The sequence below is a fragment of the Shewanella salipaludis genome (genome assembly GCF_012911865.1).
Classification (GTDB): domain Bacteria; phylum Pseudomonadota; class Gammaproteobacteria; order Enterobacterales; family Shewanellaceae; genus Shewanella; species Shewanella salipaludis.
On the sequence record NZ_JAAXYH010000002.1, the window covers coordinates 586,106 to 605,744 of the forward strand.

The 19,639-nt window shown below is 56.5% G+C and carries 18 protein-coding genes; 9 read left to right on the plus strand and 9 right to left on the minus strand.

Features of this window, described 5'->3' with window-relative positions; translation table 11 throughout:
• The first annotated feature begins 48 nt into the window (after positions 1-48).
• The 4 genes from HC757_RS05580 (at position 49) to HC757_RS05595 (ending at position 4,355) form a co-directional block, all read left to right on the plus strand.
• Entirely contained in the window at positions 49-1,605 is a 1,557-nt protein-coding gene (locus HC757_RS05580) for a sensor domain-containing diguanylate cyclase (RefSeq protein WP_169563298.1), read from the plus strand.
• A 56-nt stretch (positions 1,606-1,661) separates the two neighbouring features.
• A complete protein-coding gene (ppnN, locus tag HC757_RS05585; RefSeq protein ID WP_169563299.1) occupies positions 1,662-3,017 on the plus strand; it encodes a nucleotide 5'-monophosphate nucleosidase PpnN in 1,356 nt (451 codons plus the stop codon).
• A gap of 16 nt (positions 3,018-3,033) precedes the next feature.
• Complete coding sequence (gene xni / locus HC757_RS05590; RefSeq protein ID WP_169563300.1) at positions 3,034-3,795, plus strand: flap endonuclease Xni; 762 nt, start codon at positions 3,034-3,036, stop codon at positions 3,793-3,795.
• 143 nt (positions 3,796-3,938) lie between these two features.
• Positions 3,939-4,355 carry a DUF3192 domain-containing protein gene (locus tag HC757_RS05595; RefSeq protein ID WP_169563301.1) on the plus strand — a complete coding sequence of 139 codons (417 nt, stop codon included), beginning with the start codon at positions 3,939-3,941 and terminating at the stop codon, positions 4,353-4,355.
• Positions 4,356-4,395: 40 nt separating this feature from the next.
• Here HC757_RS05595 and HC757_RS05600 read toward each other — a convergent pair whose 3' ends face one another.
• Complete coding sequence (locus HC757_RS05600; RefSeq protein WP_169563302.1) at positions 4,396-4,602, minus strand: DUF3565 domain-containing protein; 207 nt, start codon at positions 4,600-4,602, stop codon at positions 4,396-4,398.
• Positions 4,603-4,740: 138 nt separating this feature from the next.
• Positions 4,741-7,590, minus strand: a complete 2,850-nt coding sequence (locus tag HC757_RS05605; protein ID WP_169563303.1) for a prolyl oligopeptidase family serine peptidase — start codon at positions 7,588-7,590, stop codon at positions 4,741-4,743.
• Positions 7,591-7,843: 253 nt separating this feature from the next.
• Here HC757_RS05605 and HC757_RS05610 point away from each other — a divergent pair, with 253 nt between their 5' ends.
• Positions 7,844-8,854, plus strand: coding sequence for an isocitrate dehydrogenase (locus HC757_RS05610; protein WP_169563304.1), 1,011 nt, complete (start codon positions 7,844-7,846; stop codon positions 8,852-8,854).
• A gap of 213 nt (positions 8,855-9,067) precedes the next feature.
• On the opposite strand, the gene rlmM is transcribed toward HC757_RS05610, so the two are convergent.
• The 4 genes from rlmM to HC757_RS05630 all read right to left on the minus strand — a co-directional run bounded on the left by rlmM (position 9,068) and on the right by HC757_RS05630 (position 12,244).
• A complete protein-coding gene (gene rlmM / locus HC757_RS05615) occupies positions 9,068-10,153 on the minus strand; it encodes a 23S rRNA (cytidine(2498)-2'-O)-methyltransferase RlmM (protein WP_169563305.1) in 1,086 nt (361 codons plus the stop codon).
• Positions 10,154-10,259: 106 nt separating this feature from the next.
• A complete protein-coding gene (locus tag HC757_RS05620) occupies positions 10,260-10,649 on the minus strand; it encodes a DUF423 domain-containing protein (protein ID WP_169563306.1) in 390 nt (129 codons plus the stop codon).
• On the minus strand, positions 10,642-11,277 hold the full coding sequence (locus HC757_RS05625) for an alpha/beta fold hydrolase (protein ID WP_244623215.1): 636 nt from the start codon (positions 11,275-11,277) through the stop codon (positions 10,642-10,644). The genes HC757_RS05620 and HC757_RS05625 overlap by 8 nt, the downstream gene beginning before the upstream one ends.
• A 55-nt stretch (positions 11,278-11,332) precedes the next feature.
• Entirely contained in the window at positions 11,333-12,244 is a 912-nt protein-coding gene (locus HC757_RS05630) for a transcriptional regulator GcvA (protein ID WP_169563307.1), read from the minus strand.
• 177 nt (positions 12,245-12,421) lie between these two features.
• Between HC757_RS05630 and HC757_RS05635 the strand changes: the two genes are divergently transcribed.
• Positions 12,422-12,658, plus strand: coding sequence for a hypothetical protein (locus HC757_RS05635; RefSeq protein WP_169563308.1), 237 nt, complete (start codon positions 12,422-12,424; stop codon positions 12,656-12,658).
• 166 nt (positions 12,659-12,824) lie between these two features.
• On the opposite strand, the gene thiI is transcribed toward HC757_RS05635, so the two are convergent.
• The 3 genes from thiI to pomA all read right to left on the minus strand — a co-directional run bounded on the left by thiI (position 12,825) and on the right by pomA (position 16,133).
• Positions 12,825-14,279: a tRNA uracil 4-sulfurtransferase ThiI gene (gene thiI / locus HC757_RS05640; RefSeq protein ID WP_169563309.1), complete on the minus strand. Its 1,455-nt coding sequence runs from the start codon at positions 14,277-14,279 to the stop codon at positions 12,825-12,827.
• 155 nt (positions 14,280-14,434) lie between these two features.
• Positions 14,435-15,361: a flagellar motor protein MotB gene (locus tag HC757_RS05645; RefSeq protein WP_169563310.1), complete on the minus strand. Its 927-nt coding sequence runs from the start codon at positions 15,359-15,361 to the stop codon at positions 14,435-14,437.
• A 4-nt stretch (positions 15,362-15,365) separates the two neighbouring features.
• Complete coding sequence (gene pomA, locus HC757_RS05650; protein WP_169563311.1) at positions 15,366-16,133, minus strand: flagellar motor protein PomA; 768 nt, start codon at positions 16,131-16,133, stop codon at positions 15,366-15,368.
• A gap of 340 nt (positions 16,134-16,473) precedes the next feature.
• Between pomA and xseB the strand changes: the two genes are divergently transcribed.
• The 3 genes from xseB to dxs are packed head-to-tail and all read left to right on the plus strand — an operon-like array spanning position 16,474 to position 19,487.
• Positions 16,474-16,713: an exodeoxyribonuclease VII small subunit gene (xseB, locus tag HC757_RS05655; protein WP_169563312.1), complete on the plus strand. Its 240-nt coding sequence runs from the start codon at positions 16,474-16,476 to the stop codon at positions 16,711-16,713.
• 2 nt (positions 16,714-16,715) lie between these two features.
• Complete coding sequence (ispA, locus tag HC757_RS05660; protein ID WP_169563313.1) at positions 16,716-17,597, plus strand: (2E,6E)-farnesyl diphosphate synthase; 882 nt, start codon at positions 16,716-16,718, stop codon at positions 17,595-17,597.
• 21 nt (positions 17,598-17,618) lie between these two features.
• The gene (gene dxs / locus HC757_RS05665) at positions 17,619-19,487 is read left to right on the plus strand and encodes a 1-deoxy-D-xylulose-5-phosphate synthase (RefSeq protein ID WP_169563314.1); all 1,869 of its coding nucleotides are present in this window, start codon (positions 17,619-17,621) and stop codon (positions 19,485-19,487) included.
• Positions 19,488-19,639: the final 152 nt, after the last annotated feature.

Sequence of the window (19,639 nt, forward strand, 5' to 3'; positions counted from 1 at the left end):
ACTAAGGTTAATCACCTTTTAGCCTCGCAGCGGTAGGATAAAATAGCAATGAAGGATTCAGACGCAACTGTCTCTCAACTCAATCTTTTGAAGCAGAAGCTTCACTCGGCGAAGACCGCCTTGGATGAGATAAATGAAGACAGGAATACCAAGCTGCAGACCCTGCTCCAATTCATAGGCCATCTCAGCCTCGCCTGTAAGGGGCAAAATCTTGAGCTGGACAATAAACTCGCCAAGCTCAGGCATAAGCTCAACACCTTCGAGCGGGTCGATGAGGCCCTGCCCGAGTTGGTCGATGTCGAGCGTCTGCTCAAGGGTCAGTACAATCATGTGATGGTACAGCTCGAGGAGAGCCGCGCCGGGCTTTCCCGGGTCATAAGACAGATCCAGCGGGTCGAATCTGCTCCGGATAGACTCAAGAAAGAGATAAGTTATTTCAAACAGGGACTGAGCAAACCATTCCATACAGTATGGGAATACATTCCCAAGGTCGAACAGCTGATCGGTTTCTATGAACTCATACTGCAGCAGGAATTCACCGACGAGCATCGTCTCGAAGTGCAGCCCAAGCATCGCCAGCTGGCCCATGAGCTGGCGCAGATGGTTTCCGAGATTGAATTTCGCAAAGATCAGCGGGATCAGGTGCTGGTCATCAAGGAATTGCTGGCCTCAGAGCTTGAGCTCGATGCCCTGTTGGATGCCTATCAGACCATATTATCCCTGCTGCTCGATAACATAGCCCGTGACAAGACGGCGTCACAGGAGTTTCTCTACGCCCTCAACGACGCCATAGGCGCCGTCAGGGAAGTGGTGACCGACTCTCATAATCAAGTCCAACGCAGTGAGCAGCTCAAGAGCCAGTTGAACCGGGAGATCAATGCCAACGTCGACAGAGCCGATGATGCAATAGCCGAAGTTGATGATATCACTCGTTTAAAGCAGCAACTGACGGAAGAGCTCAACGCCCTCAAACTGTCATTGGCGCGCAAGGAAGCCCTGGAGCAACGCGAACAGGCGCTGCAGCGCAAGTCCATAGAGACGATGCGCAAAGAACTCGATGCCCTGGGCAATGAAGCCAAGAGCTATAAAGAAAGGCTGTTCGAACAGCAAAAACTCAACCTGCTCGACAACCTGACCCAGCTCCCCAACAGGGCGGCACTCGAAGAGCGCATGGAGCAGGAGTTCCGCAATCACAAGCGGCATAAGAACCCCCTCTGGGTGGCGGTGGCCGACATAGATCATTTTAAGTCGATCAACGACAGTTTCGGCCATAGTACCGGCGACAAGACACTGCAGGTGATCGCCATGGCATTGAAGAACTCCTTCAGGGATACCGAATTTGTGGCCCGCTACGGCGGCGAAGAATTTGTCCTGCTATTACCCGATGTCGCCAACAAAGACATAGCTGCGCTGTTGAACCGAGTGCGTGAAAAAATAAAAAATATTCCATTTAAATTTAAAAATCAGAGAATTACGGTTACAGTATCTATAGGTGCCGCGCAAGTTTCCGGCAATGAACATATACAGGAAACCTTCGAAAGGGCCGATGCCGCACTCTACAAGGCCAAAAACGAAAGCAGAGACAGAGTCATTATCGACCAATAGCGACGGGTAACAGCTGCTGCGGCAACCGGATTCTCAGTCGCCGTTAAGGAGTTGCCATGATAGTGAAAATCAGCCCCAGGGGCAGTATGGATCAACTGTCCCAACTGGAAGTCGAACGTCTGCAACAAAGCGCCAAGAGCGAACTCTACCAACTGTACCGCAACTGCTCACTGGCCGTGTTGGCCTCGGGCCTGAACAGCGACGATACCAAGGCCCTGTTCGCGCAATTTCGCGATTTCGACATCCATGTGCTGCAACGTGAACGCGGCATCAAGCTCGAACTCGTCAATCCTCCCGAAGAAGCCTTCGTCGACGGTAAGATCATCAGTGGTATTCAGGAACACCTGTTCGCCGTGCTCAGGGATATCATCTACATGAGCAATAAGTACGACAATCTCAAACACATCAACCTCACCAATTCCAGCCACATCACCAATGTGGTGTTCGACATCTTGCGCAATGCCCGCGCCATAGCCCCCATGAAAGATCCCAATGTCATCGTCTGTTGGGGCGGCCACAGCATCAATCAGGTCGAGTACCTCTATACCCGTGAAGTCGGCTATCAGCTCGGCCTGAGGGAGCTGAACATCTGCACCGGCTGTGGCCCTGGCGCCATGGTGGGGCCGATGAAAGGCGCCACCATAGGCCACGCCAAACAGAGGGTCAGTAATGCCCGTTACATAGGCCTGACCGAACCCAGCATCATAGCCGCCGAACCCCCTAACCAGATAGTCAATGAACTCATCATACTGCCGGACATAGAGAAGCGCCTGGAAGCCTTCGTCAGGCTGGGCCACGGGATAATCATCTTCCCCGGCGGCGCCGGCACCACGGAAGAGTTACTGTATCTGCTGGGCATCTTGCTCAACAAAGACAATGCCCATATCCCCTTCCCACTGGTGCTCACGGGTCCGAGGGAATCCGAAGCCTACTTTCTCAGGATAGATGAATTCATCGGCGCCACCCTGGGGCCCGAGGCACAGGAGAAATACCAGATAGTGATAGACGATCCCACTCGCGTCGCCCGTATCATGAAGCCCGCCATGGAAGAGGTGAAAACCTATCGCCGTACCAAGGGGGATGCCTATCAGTATCATTGGTCGTTGAAGATAGAACCCGAATTTCAACTGCCTTTCATCCCCACCCATGAGACCATGGGCAGTTTAAATCTGCATTTTCAACCCAATAAAGCCGAACTGGCCGCCAATTTACGCCGTGCCTTCTCGGGCATAGTCGCGGGTAATGTCAAATCCGACACCATGAGACAGATAGAACGCCACGGCCCCTTCAAGATCAAGGGGGATCCCAAATTAATGAACATGATGGATATGCTGTTACACGCCTTCGTGGAACAACAACGCATGAAGCTGCCCGGCAGCACTTATGTTCCCTGTTACCAAATCCTTAAATGACCAGTCAGCGCTTAAAATGAATAAATTGTTAATCATAGACGGCCTCAACCTGGTGCGGCGCATGCACGCGGCCCAGCCGGATGAGACAGATCTCAACAGCCTCTACACCCGAATCGACGGCGCCTGCACCAAGCTGCTGGCATTGCACCGGCCGACCCATGTCGCCATCGTCTGGGATGGCCCACAGCTGTCCTGGCGCAAGCAGCTGTATCCCGACTACAAGAAGGGCCGCAAACCCATGCCCGAAGCGTTGGCCCTGGGCTTGCCCGAGTTGAAGCGTTTATTGGCCGAACGCCGGCTGCAATCGATCGACGCCGAATCCGAGGCCGACGACGTCATAGCCACCCTGGCGACGAAACTGGTCGACCAGGGAGGAGAAGCCATCATAGTCTCAACCGACAAGGGCTTCAGCCAGCTGCTGCATCCCCGCATTCAGCAATGGGACCACTTCAATCAGGCCTATCTGGATATCCGGGCATTGGAGCAGAAGCTGGGGGTGGACAGGCGCCAATTCATAGATTTCATGGCCCTCGCCGGCGACAGCGGCAACAAGATCCCCGGGATCACCGGCATAGGACCCAAGTCGGCCGCCGAATTGCTGAAGACCTTTCGCTCCCTGGCCAATATCTATGCCTCGCTGGAAAATCTGGGGGCCAAACAGGCGCAGAAACTCGCCGCAGGCAAAGAGATGGCCAGGTTGAGTTATAAGCTGGTGCAGCTGCAAACCCAATTGCCGCTGAACATCAACCTGCGCAGTTTCAGGGTGCCATCGGCTTAAGCTGGCGCGGGCCGGTCGCCGCCGGGTTAGCGATAGGTTAACATTAAGTTGCCAGCCGTGAGTTTACCCTGACAGCACAAAGGCGTATCTTATGTCGGCAGTGAAGCGTTAGCCCAACATTCAGCAAAGGATAGATGAACCAAATGAAATCAAAAGTCTCGGTGATTATCGGCGGCATTTTCGCAGCCTACCTGATATTTGTTGCCCTGGTGGTACTGGTCTACGAACCGACCCCGGATGACATGAGCTGGGAAGACAGACAGGCCTATAATCAACAGAAGTTGATGGAACTCACCCTGGGACAGGAACTCAAAGACGTCAAATCCATCTTGGGCAAGGCCGACTTTACCGAAGCCAAGAGCGTGCAGAACGCCAATCTGCAAGTGCTGTTTTACCGCACCCACCATGAAAAGTCTGACGGCGTCACCACCAAGGACGAATGCACCCCGCTGCTGTTCAAGGACAACAAGCTCATCGCCTGGGGCCAGGACACCTACGAGCAATACCTGCATACCACGGACAGCAAGCTGCCTGTGAACGACGGCAAGGCCAATAAATAACGCCCGCCGCTCGCTAGGAATTAGGGGCTGGGACTCCGACTTATAACGAGTCCTTGTCGGCCCCGAGTTCGCACTTCTTGCACTCGAGCTGATACCCCAACATCCGGGTACGGCCGGCAGCCGTCACCACCCATGGCCTGTTAATCCAGGGAGGCTGATGGCGCACATGCTGAAAATGACCGCAGCGCAACTCGGCAACCCAGTGATGTTCTTCATCCCTGTGATAACCACAGATAGCTTGTTGCATTGACTCTATACCTCGGCTGCGACCCTTGCTTTAACGCGGCTATGTCTTGCAAGCCGCAGCCTCTTTTCCGCTTGGCATCGGCAGCCGCACCGGCAACAACCTCAGCTGCCGAGGCGAACTCCCTGGCCAATTATTGGCTCAGTCTTCCTGCTTGTACTCTCTGTAGGCCTCGCCCTGGGTGAGCCACTCGGGCGCCTTGGCTCCCTTGAGGTAGTGGTCGAAGTACTGCTTCATCCTGATGCTGTAATCCAGTTTATTGGGGTACTTCTTCAGGTGATGGGGCTCATCTTCATACTGCAGCAATACCACCTCCTTGCCGGCACGACGCATGGCCAGATACAGCTCTATGCCTTGCTCCCAGGGCACGGCATCGTCTTTGTCACCGAACATGATCATCAGGGGGGTCTCGATGCGCTCGACATAGAATACAGGTGAGTTCTCTATGTATTTCTGCGACGCGGCAAACAGGCTGTCGCCTATGCGGCTCTGGCCGGTTTCATACTGGAACTGGCGCGCCAGGCCGGTGCCATGGCGTATGCCGCTGTAGGCGCTGGTCATGTTGGTTACCGGGGCGCCGGCCACGGCGGCCTTGAACATCCGCGTCTGGGTGACGGCGAAGGCCGTCTGATAGCCGCTCCAGGAATGGCCATGCAAGCCGACGGCATCGGGATCAGCTATGCCAAGCTCGATCAGCTTCTGCACCCCTGAGGTCAGCGCCTGTACCGAACTCTGGCCTGGGTAGCCCACTTCGAAGCGAATATCCGGCAGGAAGATGGCGTAACCATTGTCGGCATACCAGGCCAAATTCGGTCTATGGTTAATGAGCATCTGCGGGAAGGCATGCAGCCTGTCGCTCATGAAACGGTAGTAGTACACAAGCACTGGATATCTGTGACCCGGCTGATAACCACTGGGTTTGATCAACACCCCATCCAGCGGCTTGCCGTCGCCATTGGTCCAATGCACCAGCTCGGCACTGCCCCAGTTGAAGCGCTGGCGTTGGGCGTCCAGCTCGGTCTGACGCTCAGCCTGTTGCGGCGTCAGGTAATCCGAGGTGTAGAGATCCGGAAAGAGATCGTAGCGCTGCCTGGAATAGACCAAGGTGGCGGCATCCTTGCTGCGCTCCAGTACCGTCAGCTTATAGTCGCCGCTCATCAGCGGCTCGACCCCGGCGCGTCCGACTCTGGCGCGATAGAAACCGTCGCCCTTGGTCCTCTCGTTGTAACCTTGCAGCAACAGGGGCGCGTCGGCGGCCAGCACGGGCGGCCGCTCCTGATCTTCGACCAGGCCCTTGACCCTATACTGGATGCCTGTCTCGCGGCCCTTGCCTGCGGTCAGGTTAACGCCGTTACCTGAGCCGTTGGGGGCGGTAGCAAACTGCCACACATCGTACTTGTCGTATACCAACAGGCCGGCATCATCGGCCAACCAGGGGCCGAAACCGTAACCCGGTGCCGGCGAAGGATAGTCATGATCTTCGTCGGCAAAACCAACGCCGAGCGCCTGGGTCAGGTTGCGGCGCGTCGCCGCTGCGATATCGTACAGCAACACATTGCCCTGCCGATAATAGGCGACAAACTTGGCATTGGGCGACAGGCTGGGCGCTTGCTCACTCGACTGCTGGATCAGCAGCAAGCGCTTGTGGCCGGTATTGACATCGACCAGATAGAAGTCACGGTAAAAACCGGCCCAGGTGATCATCTTGCGATAGGGCAGATCCGAACTGGCGAGCAGGAAGCGGCGCTGCTCCGAATAAGTCACATCAGGTACCTGCAAGTCGCCGAGCTGCACCAAGCTGTTGGACTCAAGGTGCAACACCGCCAGATAAGTCCGCTCCAGCTCTTCCTTGTAGCGCTTGGCTTCGTTGGGTTTGATCAGAGGATCATCGCCATGCCATATCTTCAGGTCACGCAGCCCAGTAATTAGAGTCTCATCATAGAGATCTTGTTCCCGGGTGATCTTCACCCGGCTCGGCTGCTGGCTGACCGCCGGTACCCGGCCGAAGAATAACCGTTCGTTGTCGGCGGAAAATCTCAGCTTGGCATAGCGATTCAAAGTCCAAGCGGTCGAGCTTGGCACCGACGCCCGGTGACCCTTGGCCAGGTCGAACAGGAGCAATTCATATTCACGACCGTAGGGCGCCTGGGCGGCATCCCCCTGGGTCAGCGCCAGCCATTGGCCGTTGTCACTCAGGGCCAGGGCGCCGAGTTGCCGCTGCTTAGCCTGATACACCTGGGTCTGCTTATCGTCGGCCAGGGCTATCAGCGTCAGTTGATGCTGCTGCCCAGGGATGTCATTGCTCACCACTGCGGCATGCAAACCTGTCTTGTCCATGGCATAGGCTGTGACATGCGCGAATTCACTCAGGGTGGCGTTACCAAGGTTGAGCAACGCGAACCTGCTGCCGATATCGTACTTATCCACCTTGGGCTCGGCCGGCTTGCTTGCCCCCTCCACAGCCTTGTGCGCGAGCTTCTCTGGGTCACTCTCGGCCGCAGCCTTGTCGGCGGCGTCTGGCTTGTCATCGTCGGCCTCGAACCAGATGGCCAGGTGACTGCCCGTGTCGTTGAAGGCGAAGCTCTTCACTCGCTCAAACTGGCGCTCGGCTCCTGTATGGGTATCGAGCAACACCATGGCAGACTTGAGCCGCTTCTTCGCCTTGGCATCGCTGCTTTCCAGCGCCAGCAGGCTGGGCTGCTTCACCATGGCGACGAAACGCCCATCACGGCTCACCTGGGGCGCCGAGGCGCCGGCGACCGAATAAGACGCATCTGATGTCAGCTGCCGTACCAGGGTGCGGCTGTCGCCCCTGTCCGGCTTGGCTTCCACCGCCAGCACCTCACCGTTGGCGGCCAGCACCGGGGTCGCAAGGGATTCGAAATGCATTATGTCGTTCGGGGTTAAGGCTTGGGTCGCCGATGTGTCTTCGGCCTGGACGGGCAAGCCCGTGAGCAATAACAGCAGAGATAGGCTGGATAGTAATTTCAAACGCGTCCTCTTTTTCATTCTTGTTAGACTAAAGTAGACTTTTTTAACCTTTAGCGATCGATCATCGTTCTGGTCGGTATTTTTATGCCTCAGCCTACATAAAAAAGCGCGGCTTTGCTCAGTATTTTCTGTAAAAAAAGGTTAAAAGTGGTTAAAATTGCCAGAACAAAAACTCTAGATTCAGCATCACTTCTCCGTGTCCCAGGACATGGTTGGACAATTGCAGTAACGACCCACCGTGGAAGGACTATCCATGTCAAAAAGAACTATAACCGTGATCCCAGGTGATGGGATTGGACCAAGCATTATCGATTCGGCGTTAAAAATCCTCGACAAGGCGGGTTGTGACTTTGAATACGAATTTGCCGATGCCGGCCTGACTGCCCTGGAAAAACAAGGCGAGCTGTTGCCACAGCGCACCCTGGATCTGATCGAGAAGAACCGTATCACCCTCAAGGGACCACTGACGACGCCTGTCGGTGAAGGTTTTACCTCCATCAACGTGACTCTGCGTAAGAAGTTCGGCCTGTATGCCAACGTCCGCCCTGTGCTGTCTTTCAAGGGCACTCAGGCAAGATATGAAAATATCGATATCATCACGGTACGTGAAAACACCGAAGGCATGTACTCTGGCTTCGGTCAGAAGGTGTCCGAAGACGGCCAAACCGCCGAAGCGACCAGCATAGTCACACGCCAAGGTGCCGAGCAGATCACCACCTTCGCCTACGAGCTGGCGCGTAAGGAAAACCGCAAGAAAGTGACCATAGTGCATAAGGCCAACATAATGAAATCCACTTCGGGCCTGTTCCTGAAGGTGGCCCGTGAAGTGAGCCAGCGCTACCCTGACATCATCACAGAAGAGATGATAGTCGACGCCACCTGCATGAAGCTGGTGATGAACCCCGAAAACTTCGACGTGATAGTCACCACCAACCTGTTCGGTGACATACTGTCAGACTTGTGTGCCGGCCTGGTCGGTGGCTTGGGCATGGCACCGGGTGCCAACATAGGCCGCGACGCGGCGATCTTCGAAGCTGTCCACGGCAGTGCCCCGGATATCGCAGGCAAGAACCTCGCCAACCCCACCTCTGTGATCCTGGCTTCCATCCAGATGCTGGAATACCTGGGCATGGCGGATAAGGCCGAGGCGATCCGCAAGGCAGTGTCTGCCGTCATAGAAGAAGGGGATCGCACCACCCGCGATCTCGGCGGTACCCACGGCACCACGGATTTCACTCAAGCCGTGCTGGATCGTCTTAACTGATCCCGGTCTCTTAACTGATCCCCGAGCCGGGTCTCTTAATTGATCCCCCCTGCTGGGTCTCTTAACCGATCCCTGAGTTGCCGTAACCCGGCAGTGCCTGATAGCGGTAACCCCATAAAAAAAGCCCCCGAGTCGACTCGGGGGCTTTTTTTATGGCGATTAAGCTCAGCTCTTATCTGGAGTGAGCGCACTGCCTCGGCTATTGCCAAGGAGCTATTGCCAGGGAGTATTGGGCTTGAGCCACAGATGCACTGTCACTTCATCCCTGTCGTGGTACAAGTGCTTACACTGCACCTGGAAGTCGGACACGCCATTCTCTTTGAGAATCGCCTGCATGGTCTCCAGGATAGCCGTGACTTCCTTGTAGCGGCTCTTCATCGGCAACTTGAGGTTGAAGATGGCTTCCTTGAACCAGCCGTTGATCGCCCAGGCTTCGATGAGTTCGGCCACCCGTGCGGGTTTCTCCACCATGTCACACACCAGCCAGTAGATGTTCTTGCGCTGGGGTTCGAACCTGAAGCCATCGGCACGGTAATGCTTCACCTGCCCCGTCTCCATCAGCTTTTCATCCATGGGGCCGTTGTCGACGGCGGAGACGAACATGCCGCGGCGCACCAATTGATAGGTCCAGCCACCTGGACAAGCCCCCAGGTCCACGGAATTGAGGCCACTGCGCAGGCGCGTTTCCTGCTCTTCCTTAGGCACGAACTGAGCGAAGGCTTCATCCAGCTTGAGGCTGGAACGGCTCGGGGCATCGGCGGCCATCTTGAGTCTGGGAATGCCCATGAAATGGGGCGAACTGTTATTACTGTAGGAATAACCCGCATAGGCGCGGCCAGGGCCGATGAAACAGACATGGACTATGGGGCGCTTGGGGTTTTCCTGTGCCAGCAGGCTGCCGGACTTTTTCAATCCCTGACGCAAGGGCACGGTGAACTTACGGCAGAAGGCCGACAGCTCCTTGGCTTCATTGGTATCCGGGGTTTCCACCCTCAGCTCCCCACCCTTGCTGACCTCGGCCAGGGCGGCCACTATCGGCCCTACCCTATCCTGCTCGGGCAAGTCGCTCAGCAGTTCGCCGGCGACAAACATCTGTCTGGCGAAGATCAAGGAATCCAGGCTCAGCTGCTTGGCCAGGATATCGGCGCCGCCGGCTTCGAAGCACTGGAACACCACATAGGCATCGTTGTTGTTGGCCTTAACGAAACCACCCACATCGAGCGTTGAGGCTCTGTGTTGAATTTCTGCGGCACACTCTTTTTCATAACCGGCACGGCAAAATAAAAACAGGTTTTTCATCGGGATCCCTAAGCAATCCAAGCCAGTTTACTGGCACACTCACAATTTGGGCGTCAGTATACCAAGCTAACCGGATAAATACCCGAATTCGAATAGGCTTAACACCTCAGGCATTGAGCCCCTGTGTCCGCTGACGCCACAGAGCGACCGCCAGCAGCAGCCAGCCCAGGAGGAAACACACGCCGCCTATGGGGGTGATAAACACCAGCCATTTGGCCCCGGTGAGCACATAGGCGTACAGGGAGCCTGAAAACAAGCCTATGCCGGCAAGAAAGGCATAGGCCGCCCAATCCAGCAAGCGTGAACCGAGCCAGTGGCCGGCCAGTGCCACTGAGATCAGCGCGAAGGTATGGTAGAAATGATACTCGACCCCGAGGCTGAAGGTGGCGATGAGCTCGACCGATACCAGGCTCTTCAAGGCATGGGCGCCGAAAGCGCCGAAGGCCACCGCCAGAAAGCCACTCACGGCCCCGAGTAAAAACAAGCCCTTACGCATCCAAACCTCCGATAAAGTCGCTGCAAAAATCCAACGCCGCGGCCAAATTGGCCGCTTCCGTAATGCCCGAGGACTTGCGCGGCACGAAACTGTGATCGCCATCGCCAAGCCATTCGATGCGGATGGCGGCGGCCAGGGGCCAATGCGGCACCTGCGACACACCGCCAAACTTATCCCGTTCGCCTTGAACCAGCATCACAGGCACCCGGCAGTCATTCAAGGGCGCTAACCTGGGCTCGCCCCCCTTGAGGGGGACGAAGGGGTAACCCAGGCAAACCACCCCGGCAATCTCGGCAGCCATGACCGCGTCCGTCCCCATGATGGCCGCCATGCGCCCGCCCATGGACTTGCCCATCAAGACGATTTTCCCGGCCCCAAGGCGCTTGGCCGCCGTCAACACCTGCGCAAAATGCGCCAGTAGCTTGGGCGCCCTGTCCGGCGGCCGGCGTTTGCCATCCAGCGCATTGGCCTGCATATAGGGGAAGTTGAACCTGAGCACCCTCAGGCCTTTGGCGGCCAGGCCGGCCGCCATGGCGGCCATGAAGTCCGAGTGCATGTTGGCGCCGGCGCCATGGGCCAGAATAACCAATGTGTCGCCAGGCTCCCCCTCCAGCAGACAGTCTGCCAGCGGATCTGTTTCGGCTTGAGGGCTTTCATTGGGCGCGCCATGCCGGCTATGAGGCTTATCCAGGGAGCAATTCACTGCGTGACTCCTCGGCAAACATGTCCAACATCCATTCGCGGAAGGCCACTATCTTGCCGAGTTCGGCATGATTCTGCTGGCATACCAGGTAATAGGCATCCCGGCTGACCAGGACCTCTTCGAAGGGGCAAACCAGGCGCCCGGCCTTGATGTCAGGCCTGGCCAGCACGCTATAGCCCAGGGCAACCCCCTGACCATGGGCGGCGGCCTGCAGCACCAGGGACGAGTGACTGAAGATGGGCCCCTGATTGACATTGACATCCGTCACCCCACACTGGCGGAACCAGGCCTGCCAATCCTGGCGACTGGAATCATGCAGCAGGGTATGGTGCTTCAGGTCTGCCGGGGTCGCCAGTGGCTTGGGGCCGTTGAGCAACAGGGGGGAGCACACGGGGATCAAGACTTCGTTGCGCAGCTTATCGGCCCGCAGCCCGGGCCAGTTGCCCAAACCATAGTAGATTGCCACGTCCACATCGTCGGTGAGCGAACTGACCTCGCTGTCCACCGCCTTGATGCGCACGTCTATGTCGGGGTTTTTCTCGCTGAACTTGGCCAGCCTGGGCACCAACCATTGAATGGCGAAGCTGGGCGACATGCTCACGGTCAATGAACCTATGGCGCTTCTGGCGAGCAGGCGGTCGGTGGCCTCGCTCAACTGAATGAAGATATCCTTGATGTCGAGAAAATAGCTCTGGCCTTCCTCTGTCAGCAGCAGGGAGCGATTTTTTCGACGAAATAATTTTAATCCGAGAAAATCTTCCAATGCCTTTATCTGATGACTGACGGCCGCCTGGGTAACAAACAATTCTTCTGCCGCCCGGGTGAAGCTCAGATGCCTGGCGGCGGCTTCGAACGCCTTGACGGCATTGAGTGGTGGGAGTCGTCTCGACATAGTGATCTGCATCTCAATTTTTGATTAGTTTTTCTAATCATTATTGTTACATTTTATCGTTTGTCAACACCCGAAATTTTGATTAAATTTCACGCCATTGAAATACCGTGTTGGACGCCCTCTTGGACGTGATTAGGGATGTCTGACTATACTTTTTAGTCCGCCAGGAGGCGACCCATGTTTAATCTGAAATCTGCTTTCGCACTCGTATTCCTCTCATCCTTCTGTACAGCCGCTGCCGCCGGTGAATCCGAGATAGACATGCAGAGCCTGCATGCCGCCATCAGCCAGGATATAGAGATAAGCCTGCAGCAACTGCAAGAAACCCTGACGCAAGACGTAGATAGCCTGTTGGTCGCCGAACAAGCCGCCGCCACAACCCAGGTTGCCGAAACCAGCTCCAGCCTCAACTAACGGCCGGTTCTGGCCCCTTTAGCCGGCATGAGTAGCAGGCAAGAATAGAAAAGCCGCTTCCATCGAAGGCGGCTTTTTTGTGTGCGCTTGGCGCTGCTTGAGCTTGCTGTGAGCTGTCTTGCGCGTTTGCATGGACGGCAAGACCGCCCATGCAAACGCGCCGGCATCAAGGGCGATAGACCTTGACGTTCTGATAACCCTGTTCGAGCAGATACAGGGCCTGCAGCTTACTCATCACCCCGCGATCACAGTACAGAAGGTAGGTCTTGTCCTTGTCGAGATCGGCAAACTGAGTCGCCAGCTTGAAGAAGGGAATGGTCTTCACTTCCACCCCATCCAATGCCAGAGGGCTATTCTCTTCCTCTTCCGGTGAACGTATGTCCAGCACCACTTCGTTGGCGGCAACCGAATCGACCGTCTCTGTCTCGGTGATCTTGGCATCGACGCTGGCGGCGATTTCCCGTATGTCGATCACCTGTGCCTCGGCTATGATGCGATCCAGCAGGTCCTCGGAAAACTTCTGTTCCTCGGCTTCAATTTTCGCCAACACGGCCTTGACCGTCGGCCGCTGGGAGATGACGCCACAATACTCGGGCATGGACTTGGCGAAGTCTTCTGTGCCTATCTTGCGGCTCTCGTTGATAATATCCTGCTTGTCCATGGCGATCAGTGGCCTGAGGATAAGCAACTCGGTGCAACGGTCGATGACATTCAGGTTGGTCAGGGTCTGGCTCGATACCTGCCCCAGGCTCTCACCCGTGACCAGCGCCTGGATCCCCATGCGATCTGCGATGCGGGTGGCGGCACGCATCATCATGCGCTTGAGTATCACCCCCATCTGCCCATTGTCTATGCGTTCGAGGATCTCGGCCACCACGGGCTCGAAAGGAACGGAAATGAACTTCACCTTATGGGATTCGCCATAGGTCTTCCACAGGTGGTGCGCGACCTGCTTGACACCTATCTCATGCTGGGCTCCGCCGAGGTTGAAGAAGCAGTAATGGGTACGGGCGCCCTTCTTGATGAACTGGAAGCTGGAGACACCCGAGTCGAAACCGCCGGAGATCAGAGACAACACATCTTCCTGGGTCGCCATGGGGAAACCGCCCAGGCCCTCGATGCGTTTCTCCACCATGTAGAGATTGTCGCGATCGATTTCCAGGTTGATGGTCAGATCCGGGTTCTTCAGCTTAACCCCGAGCGCCTCTGTATGTTGGTTCAAGCCACCGCCGACATAACGTTCGACATCTATGGAATTGAAATCATGCTGACCCGAACGTTTCACCCGCACGCAGAAGGTCTTGCCGGCCAGCTGCTCACGGTACACGGGCAAGGCCTGCTGGTAAATGTCATCCATGGAGTCGAAGCTGTATTCATTCACCTGCACCACGTGGGCGATACCTGGGATACAGGCCAGGCGCTCGGCGAAACGTTCCACCAGCTCGGGCTTGTCCTTGGGCACCATCACCATGATCTTGTCCCACTGGCGTTGAACCTTGGCGTCTTCATCGACTTTTTTGAGGACATTACGAATATTGGTTTCGAGCATCTTGGTAAAGCGCATTCTTACCGGTTTGCTCTTCATCATGATTTCTGGATATAACTTTACGATAAACTTCATGGGACTTCCGCGGACGAGGTTTTAAACAGCAATTGGGGGATTATAACAAAACCAGCCCGAATGGCGCAGCTGTTTTGGCCAAGAGTTAATCGGGAGCAAAAAATAAGCCCCGACATAACCGAGGCTTATTCCTGCATTCAGACACAGATATCAGGCTAGTGGCCGACTTGGATCTCGTCCGACTCTTTGGCCTTGCCTTGTTCTATGGCAATTTCCACCCTGCGGTTGCGGGCCCGGTGCGACGGCGAGTCGTTGGCGGCCAAGGGGGCCGAGGCCGCCATGCCAACCACCTTCATCCGGCTCGAATCGAAGCCTTTCACCTTCAGCAGCTCATGGGCCACGGCGACGGCCCGCTTGCTGGAGAGGTCCCAGTTGGAGCTGTACAGTTCGTTGCTGATCTGCATGTCGTCGGTGTGGCCCGAGACGGTAATGATGCCAGGCACATCCCTGAGCAGCTCACCCACAGCCCTGACCACAGGCTTGAACCTGGGTTGCAGGAAACCCGAGCCCGAGGCGAAGGCCCCCTTCTCGCGAATGCGTATGATGATCTGTTGCCCCAGGGATTCGATTTCGATGGCGCCATCGACGATTTCTTCGTTGAGCTCCTGGGCCATCTTCTTCACTTGCTCGTTGATCTTATCCTGGGCCGCCTGCGCCTCGGCCTTGACCGCATCGGCCACTTCCTGCGCCGTGGCACTCGCCTCGCCGCCCCGCTGCTCACCCTGCTGTTGTTGCACCCCGCCGGCACTGTCATCTTCGCCGGCCTGGTAATCGAGCGTAGGCTCGGTCATCTCATTGGTCTGCTGATTGATGATTTCAATCGGCGTCGGCTCAGGCTTGCCGGGGCGAAACTCCAATGCTATGACCGAGGTGCCCTTGGGAATGTCTTTGACTTCGACCTTATTCTGTACCCCGAAGGCGTACTTCATCGAACCGGCGATCTGCTTGAACTTCATCACATCCATTTCGGAAAATGACAACAGGAGCACGAAGAAACACATCAGCAGCGACATGAGATCGGCGAAGGTCGCCAACCACATGGGCGCCCCAGGAGACGGGCAGTCACACTTGGCCTTGGCCATCCGGCTACTCCCCATCCGTGGTATCTATTTTCCTCTGTTTCTCCGACAGATAATTTTTCAGGAAGCCTTCTATGACCCTGGGGTTCTGGCCATCCTGGATAGCCAATACCGCGTCCATGATCAGGCTGCGGTTGAGCATCTCTTCGCCCATCCTCAGGTTCAGTTTATCCGCGATGGGGATGGCCATCATGTTGGCGATCACAGCACCATACAAGGTGGTCAGGAGGGCAACCGACATGGAGGGGCCTATGGTCTTGGGATCGTCCATGTTCGACAACATGCCCACCAGGCCGATGAGAGTGCCTATCATGCCCATGGCAGGGGCGACATCGCCGAAAGCACGAAAAATCCCGATCCCCGACTTGTGGCGCTCCTCGGTCAGGGAAATATCCTTCTCCAGCGCCTCGCGTACCACGTCGCCGTCATGACCGTCGACCAACATGTCGACGGCTTTCTGCATGAAACTGTTGCTGATCTGCGCCTCTTCCAGCGCCAGAAAGCCCCCCTTGCGGGCCGCATCGGCCATGTTGACCGATTGTTCTATCAGGCTCTCGGGCTTCTCCAACTTAAACATGAAGGCCTTGGCGGCGATCTTCACCGCCCCCAAAAACTGGGTCAGGTTGTACTTCATCATGACGACGAACAATGAGCCTGCTATGACGATCAATACCGATGGCACGTCGACGAAAATACCAATTCCGCCGCTGCTGACCATGGCCATAATAACAAAACCGAAGGCGCCAATAAGGCCTATCAGGGTAGCTAAATCCACAACCTATCCTCAAATCCAGAAACGCAGAACGCAAAAGAAAGACTCACAGTACCAACGGGACAAGCGTGGCCCTTGTCGGGACGACTCACGCTCGGCTGTCGGTAACAGGACTGCCAGCTTACCACCGCTATCATCAGGCTAACCAGCTTAAAAACGCCCAATTGCGACGACTGCTATTGTCAGTTATCGGACAAAGGCGACGCAAGTTTAGCGATTAATTAAATTATCGAAAAATAATTCCCACCAAATCACGCTATCGCACAATTATTGGCCGACTCAATTTGACCGCCGATGCGCCCTGATATACCTTGTGTCACGCTTAAGCAGAGGAAATGTTAACGTGGCCAAAAAAGCAGAAAATCTCAGTTTTGAAGAGTCCCTCGGTGAACTCGAACGCATAGTTGCCGAGCTGGAACAGGGTGAAGTCACCCTCGATGACGCCTTGAAGCAATTCGAACGCGGTATCAATCTGGTACGTAACAGCCAGGCTAAGCTGGAGCAAGCACAGCAGAAAGTGGCTATCTTGCTCAAGCAGGATGAAACTGCGCCTCTGTCGGCCTATGACGTCGAGGGCGAATAGCAGTGTTGACCCAAGCCATCCACGACTATCAGCAAAGGGTCGATGCCCAGCTCAGGCTGAGAATCGCGTCCCTCGACGACAGCGCCCCCAGACTCAAGGCGGCGATGACTCACGGTGCCTTGCTCGGCGGTAAACGCATCCGCCCCTTCCTGGTGTACAGCATAGGCCAGCTTCTGGGAGCCCCGCTCGCCAGACTGGACGCCGCCGCCGCCGCCATAGAATGCATCCACGCTTACTCGCTGATCCACGACGATTTGCCCGCCATGGACGACGACGAGTTGCGCCGTGGCCAGCCGACTGTGCATATCGCCTTCGATGAGGCCACTGCCATACTCGCAGGTGATGCACTCCAGACCCTGGCCTTCGAGATAGTCACGGAGACGCTCGATGGCGTTTCTGCCGGGCAGCAACTGGCCATGGTTAAGGCCCTGGCCAGGGCCTCGGGTTATCGCGGCATGTGCGGCGGCCAGGCGATCGACCTGGGCTCGACCGGCAAGGCCGTCAGCCTCGAAGCCCTGACTCAGCTGCATAACCTCAAGACGGGGGCATTGATCCGCTGTGCGGTCGAACTGGCCATCATAGTCGCCGAGCCGCCGGCAGCCGATGCCTCGGCCCTGCTGCAATTTGCCGACGCCATAGGGCTGGCATTCCAGGTGCAGGACGACATACTGGATATCGTTGCCAGCACAGAAGAATTAGGCAAACCCCAGGGCTCGGACACAGAGGCCAACAAGAGCACTTTTCCCAAGTTGCTCGGATTGGCGGGCGCCCAGGCGACCGCGGCCGAGCTTATCCAAGATGCACTATCGGCGCTGGCAAAATTGCCATACAATAGCCAGTTAATTGCAGACTTCGCCCGCTATATTATTGCGCGAAGAATATAATAAGAGTCGAAGTATCTCGCTATGAGTTTGGACATTTCCCTATTTCCCGTGTTGGCCAAGGCCAATACCCCAGATGAGCTCAGACAGCTTCCTCAGGCCCAGTTACCGCAACTTGCCGATGAACTAAGAGAGTTTTTATTGAAGTCTGTTGGCATGTCCAGCGGACATTTTGCCTCTGGCCTGGGCACAGTGGAACTCACTGTGGCCCTGCACTATGTATACAACACCCCCTTCGATCGCCTGATCTGGGACGTGGGCCATCAGGCCTATCCCCATAAGATACTCACGGGCAGACGCGACAGAATGCAAACCATTCGCCAGAAGAATGGCCTGCACCCCTTCCCCTGGCGGGAAGAGAGTGACTACGACACCTTCAGCGTCGGTCATTCCGGCACCTCAGTCAGTGCGGCCCTGGCCATGGCGGTCGCCGCCGAGAAAGAGCAGGCGGGCCGCAAGGTGGTGGCCGTCATAGGCGATGGCGCCATGACGGGCGGCATGGTGTTCGAAGCCATGAACCACGCAGGGGATCTCAAGAACGACATGTTGGTGGTACTCAACGACAACGAGATGTCTATCTCGGAGAACGTCGGCGCCCTCAACAACCACCTGGCACAGCTGATGTCCGGACGCCTGTACACCACGTTGCGTGAAGGCGGCAAGAAGGTGCTCAAGGGCATGCCCGCCATCAAGGAGATGGCGCGGCGCACCGAGGAACACCTCAAGGGCATGGTGGTGCCGGGCACATTGTTCGAGGAGCTGGGCTTCAACTACATAGGTCCCATAGACGGTCACGATGTCGATGCCCTGGTGGAAACCATGCGCAACATGCGCGGCCTCAAGGGGCCCCAGCTGCTGCACATAATGACCAAGAAGGGCCGCGGTTACGAGCCGGCGGAAAAAGATCCCATAGGCTGGCATGCTGTGCCCAAGTTCGATCCGTCCCAGTTCAAGAAGCCCACCTCGGCCCCGGGTCTGCCGACCTTCTCCCAGGTGTTCGGCAAGTGGCTATGCGACATGGCCGCCAAAGACAGCAAGCTGCTGGGGATCACCCCGGCCATGCGTGAAGGCTCGGGCATGGTGGAGTTCTCGCAGCGCTTCCCTGAGCAGTATTTCGATGCCGCCATCGCGGAGCAGCATGCTGTGACCTTCGCCGCCGGCCTGGCCTGCGAAGGCTACAAGCCTGTGGTCGCCATCTACTCCACCTTCCTGCAGCGCGGTTACGATCAGTTGATCCACGATGTGGCACTGCAGAAACTGCCTGTGCTGTTCGCCATAGACCGCGGCGGCATAGTCGGCGCCGACGGTCCGACTCACCAGGGGGCCTTCGACTTGAGCTTCATGCGCTGCATCCCCAACATGGTGATCATGGCGCCGTCGGATGAGAATGAATGCCGGCAGATGTTCTATACCGGTTATTGCTATCGGGATGGCCCGACTGCGGTACGCTATCCCCGCGGCAGCGCCACGGGTGAGCCCCAGGTCGAAGAGATGACGGCCTTGCCCATAGGCAAGGGGCTCATCAAGCGCCAGGGACAGAAGATCGCCCTGCTGAACTTCGGCACCACTTTGGCGGCGGCGCTGAGCGCGGCCGAGCAGCTGGATGCGACTGTGGCCGACATGCGCTTCGTCAAGCCTCTGGATGTGGAGCTGGTGCGAGCCTTGGCCGGCAGCCACGAAGTACTGGTAACTGTGGAAGAGAATGCCATCATGGGCGGCGCGGGTTCCGGGGTGCTGGAATTGCTGCAGCAGTTGAAATTGCCCAAGCCTGTGTTGCAAATCGGCCTGCCGGATGAATTCATCAAGCATGGCGCGCCTGCGGAAGTCACCGCCGAGCTGCGACTGGATGCCGCAGGCATACTGGCGCAGATCCGCGACTTCCTGGATGCCTGAGGCTATGGACCCGGCACTTGCCGGGACATATATGGTCACCTTGGGTTTAGCAAGGTTAATGTCCATTTCTTGTCCAAATCCGTTTGCGTCGTTCGATAGTTCACCTTTCACAATAGGGCGTGGTTGTTAATGGTTGGCGGTCTTGCGACATA

Excerpts from the sequence above, each read along its gene's own strand:
- rlmM (WP_169563305.1), bottom strand. The coding sequence starts at position 10,153 with ATGAAAAACCTGTTTTTATTTTGCCGTGCCGGTTATGAAAAAGAGTGT.
- dxs (WP_169563314.1), top strand. The coding sequence starts at position 17,619 with ATGAGTTTGGACATTTCCCTATTTCCCGTGTTGGCCAAGGCCAATACC.
- xni (WP_169563300.1), top strand. The coding sequence starts at position 3,034 with ATGAATAAATTGTTAATCATAGACGGCCTCAACCTGGTGCGGCGCATG.
- HC757_RS05600 (WP_169563302.1), bottom strand. The coding sequence starts at position 4,602 with ATGCAACAAGCTATCTGTGGTTATCACAGGGATGAAGAACATCACTGG.
- HC757_RS05620 (WP_169563306.1), bottom strand. The coding sequence starts at position 10,649 with ATGCGTAAGGGCTTGTTTTTACTCGGGGCCGTGAGTGGCTTTCTGGCG.
- HC757_RS05610 (WP_169563304.1), top strand. The coding sequence starts at position 7,844 with ATGTCAAAAAGAACTATAACCGTGATCCCAGGTGATGGGATTGGACCA.
- HC757_RS05630 (WP_169563307.1), bottom strand. The coding sequence starts at position 12,244 with ATGTCGAGACGACTCCCACCACTCAATGCCGTCAAGGCGTTCGAAGCC.
- HC757_RS05580 (WP_169563298.1), top strand. The coding sequence starts at position 49 with ATGAAGGATTCAGACGCAACTGTCTCTCAACTCAATCTTTTGAAGCAG.
- thiI (WP_169563309.1), bottom strand. The coding sequence starts at position 14,279 with ATGAAGTTTATCGTAAAGTTATATCCAGAAATCATGATGAAGAGCAAA.
- ppnN (WP_169563299.1), top strand. The coding sequence starts at position 1,662 with ATGATAGTGAAAATCAGCCCCAGGGGCAGTATGGATCAACTGTCCCAA.
- HC757_RS05645 (WP_169563310.1), bottom strand. The coding sequence starts at position 15,361 with ATGGCCAAGGCCAAGTGTGACTGCCCGTCTCCTGGGGCGCCCATGTGG.
- HC757_RS05635 (WP_169563308.1), top strand. The coding sequence starts at position 12,422 with ATGTTTAATCTGAAATCTGCTTTCGCACTCGTATTCCTCTCATCCTTC.
- HC757_RS05595 (WP_169563301.1), top strand. The coding sequence starts at position 3,939 with ATGAAATCAAAAGTCTCGGTGATTATCGGCGGCATTTTCGCAGCCTAC.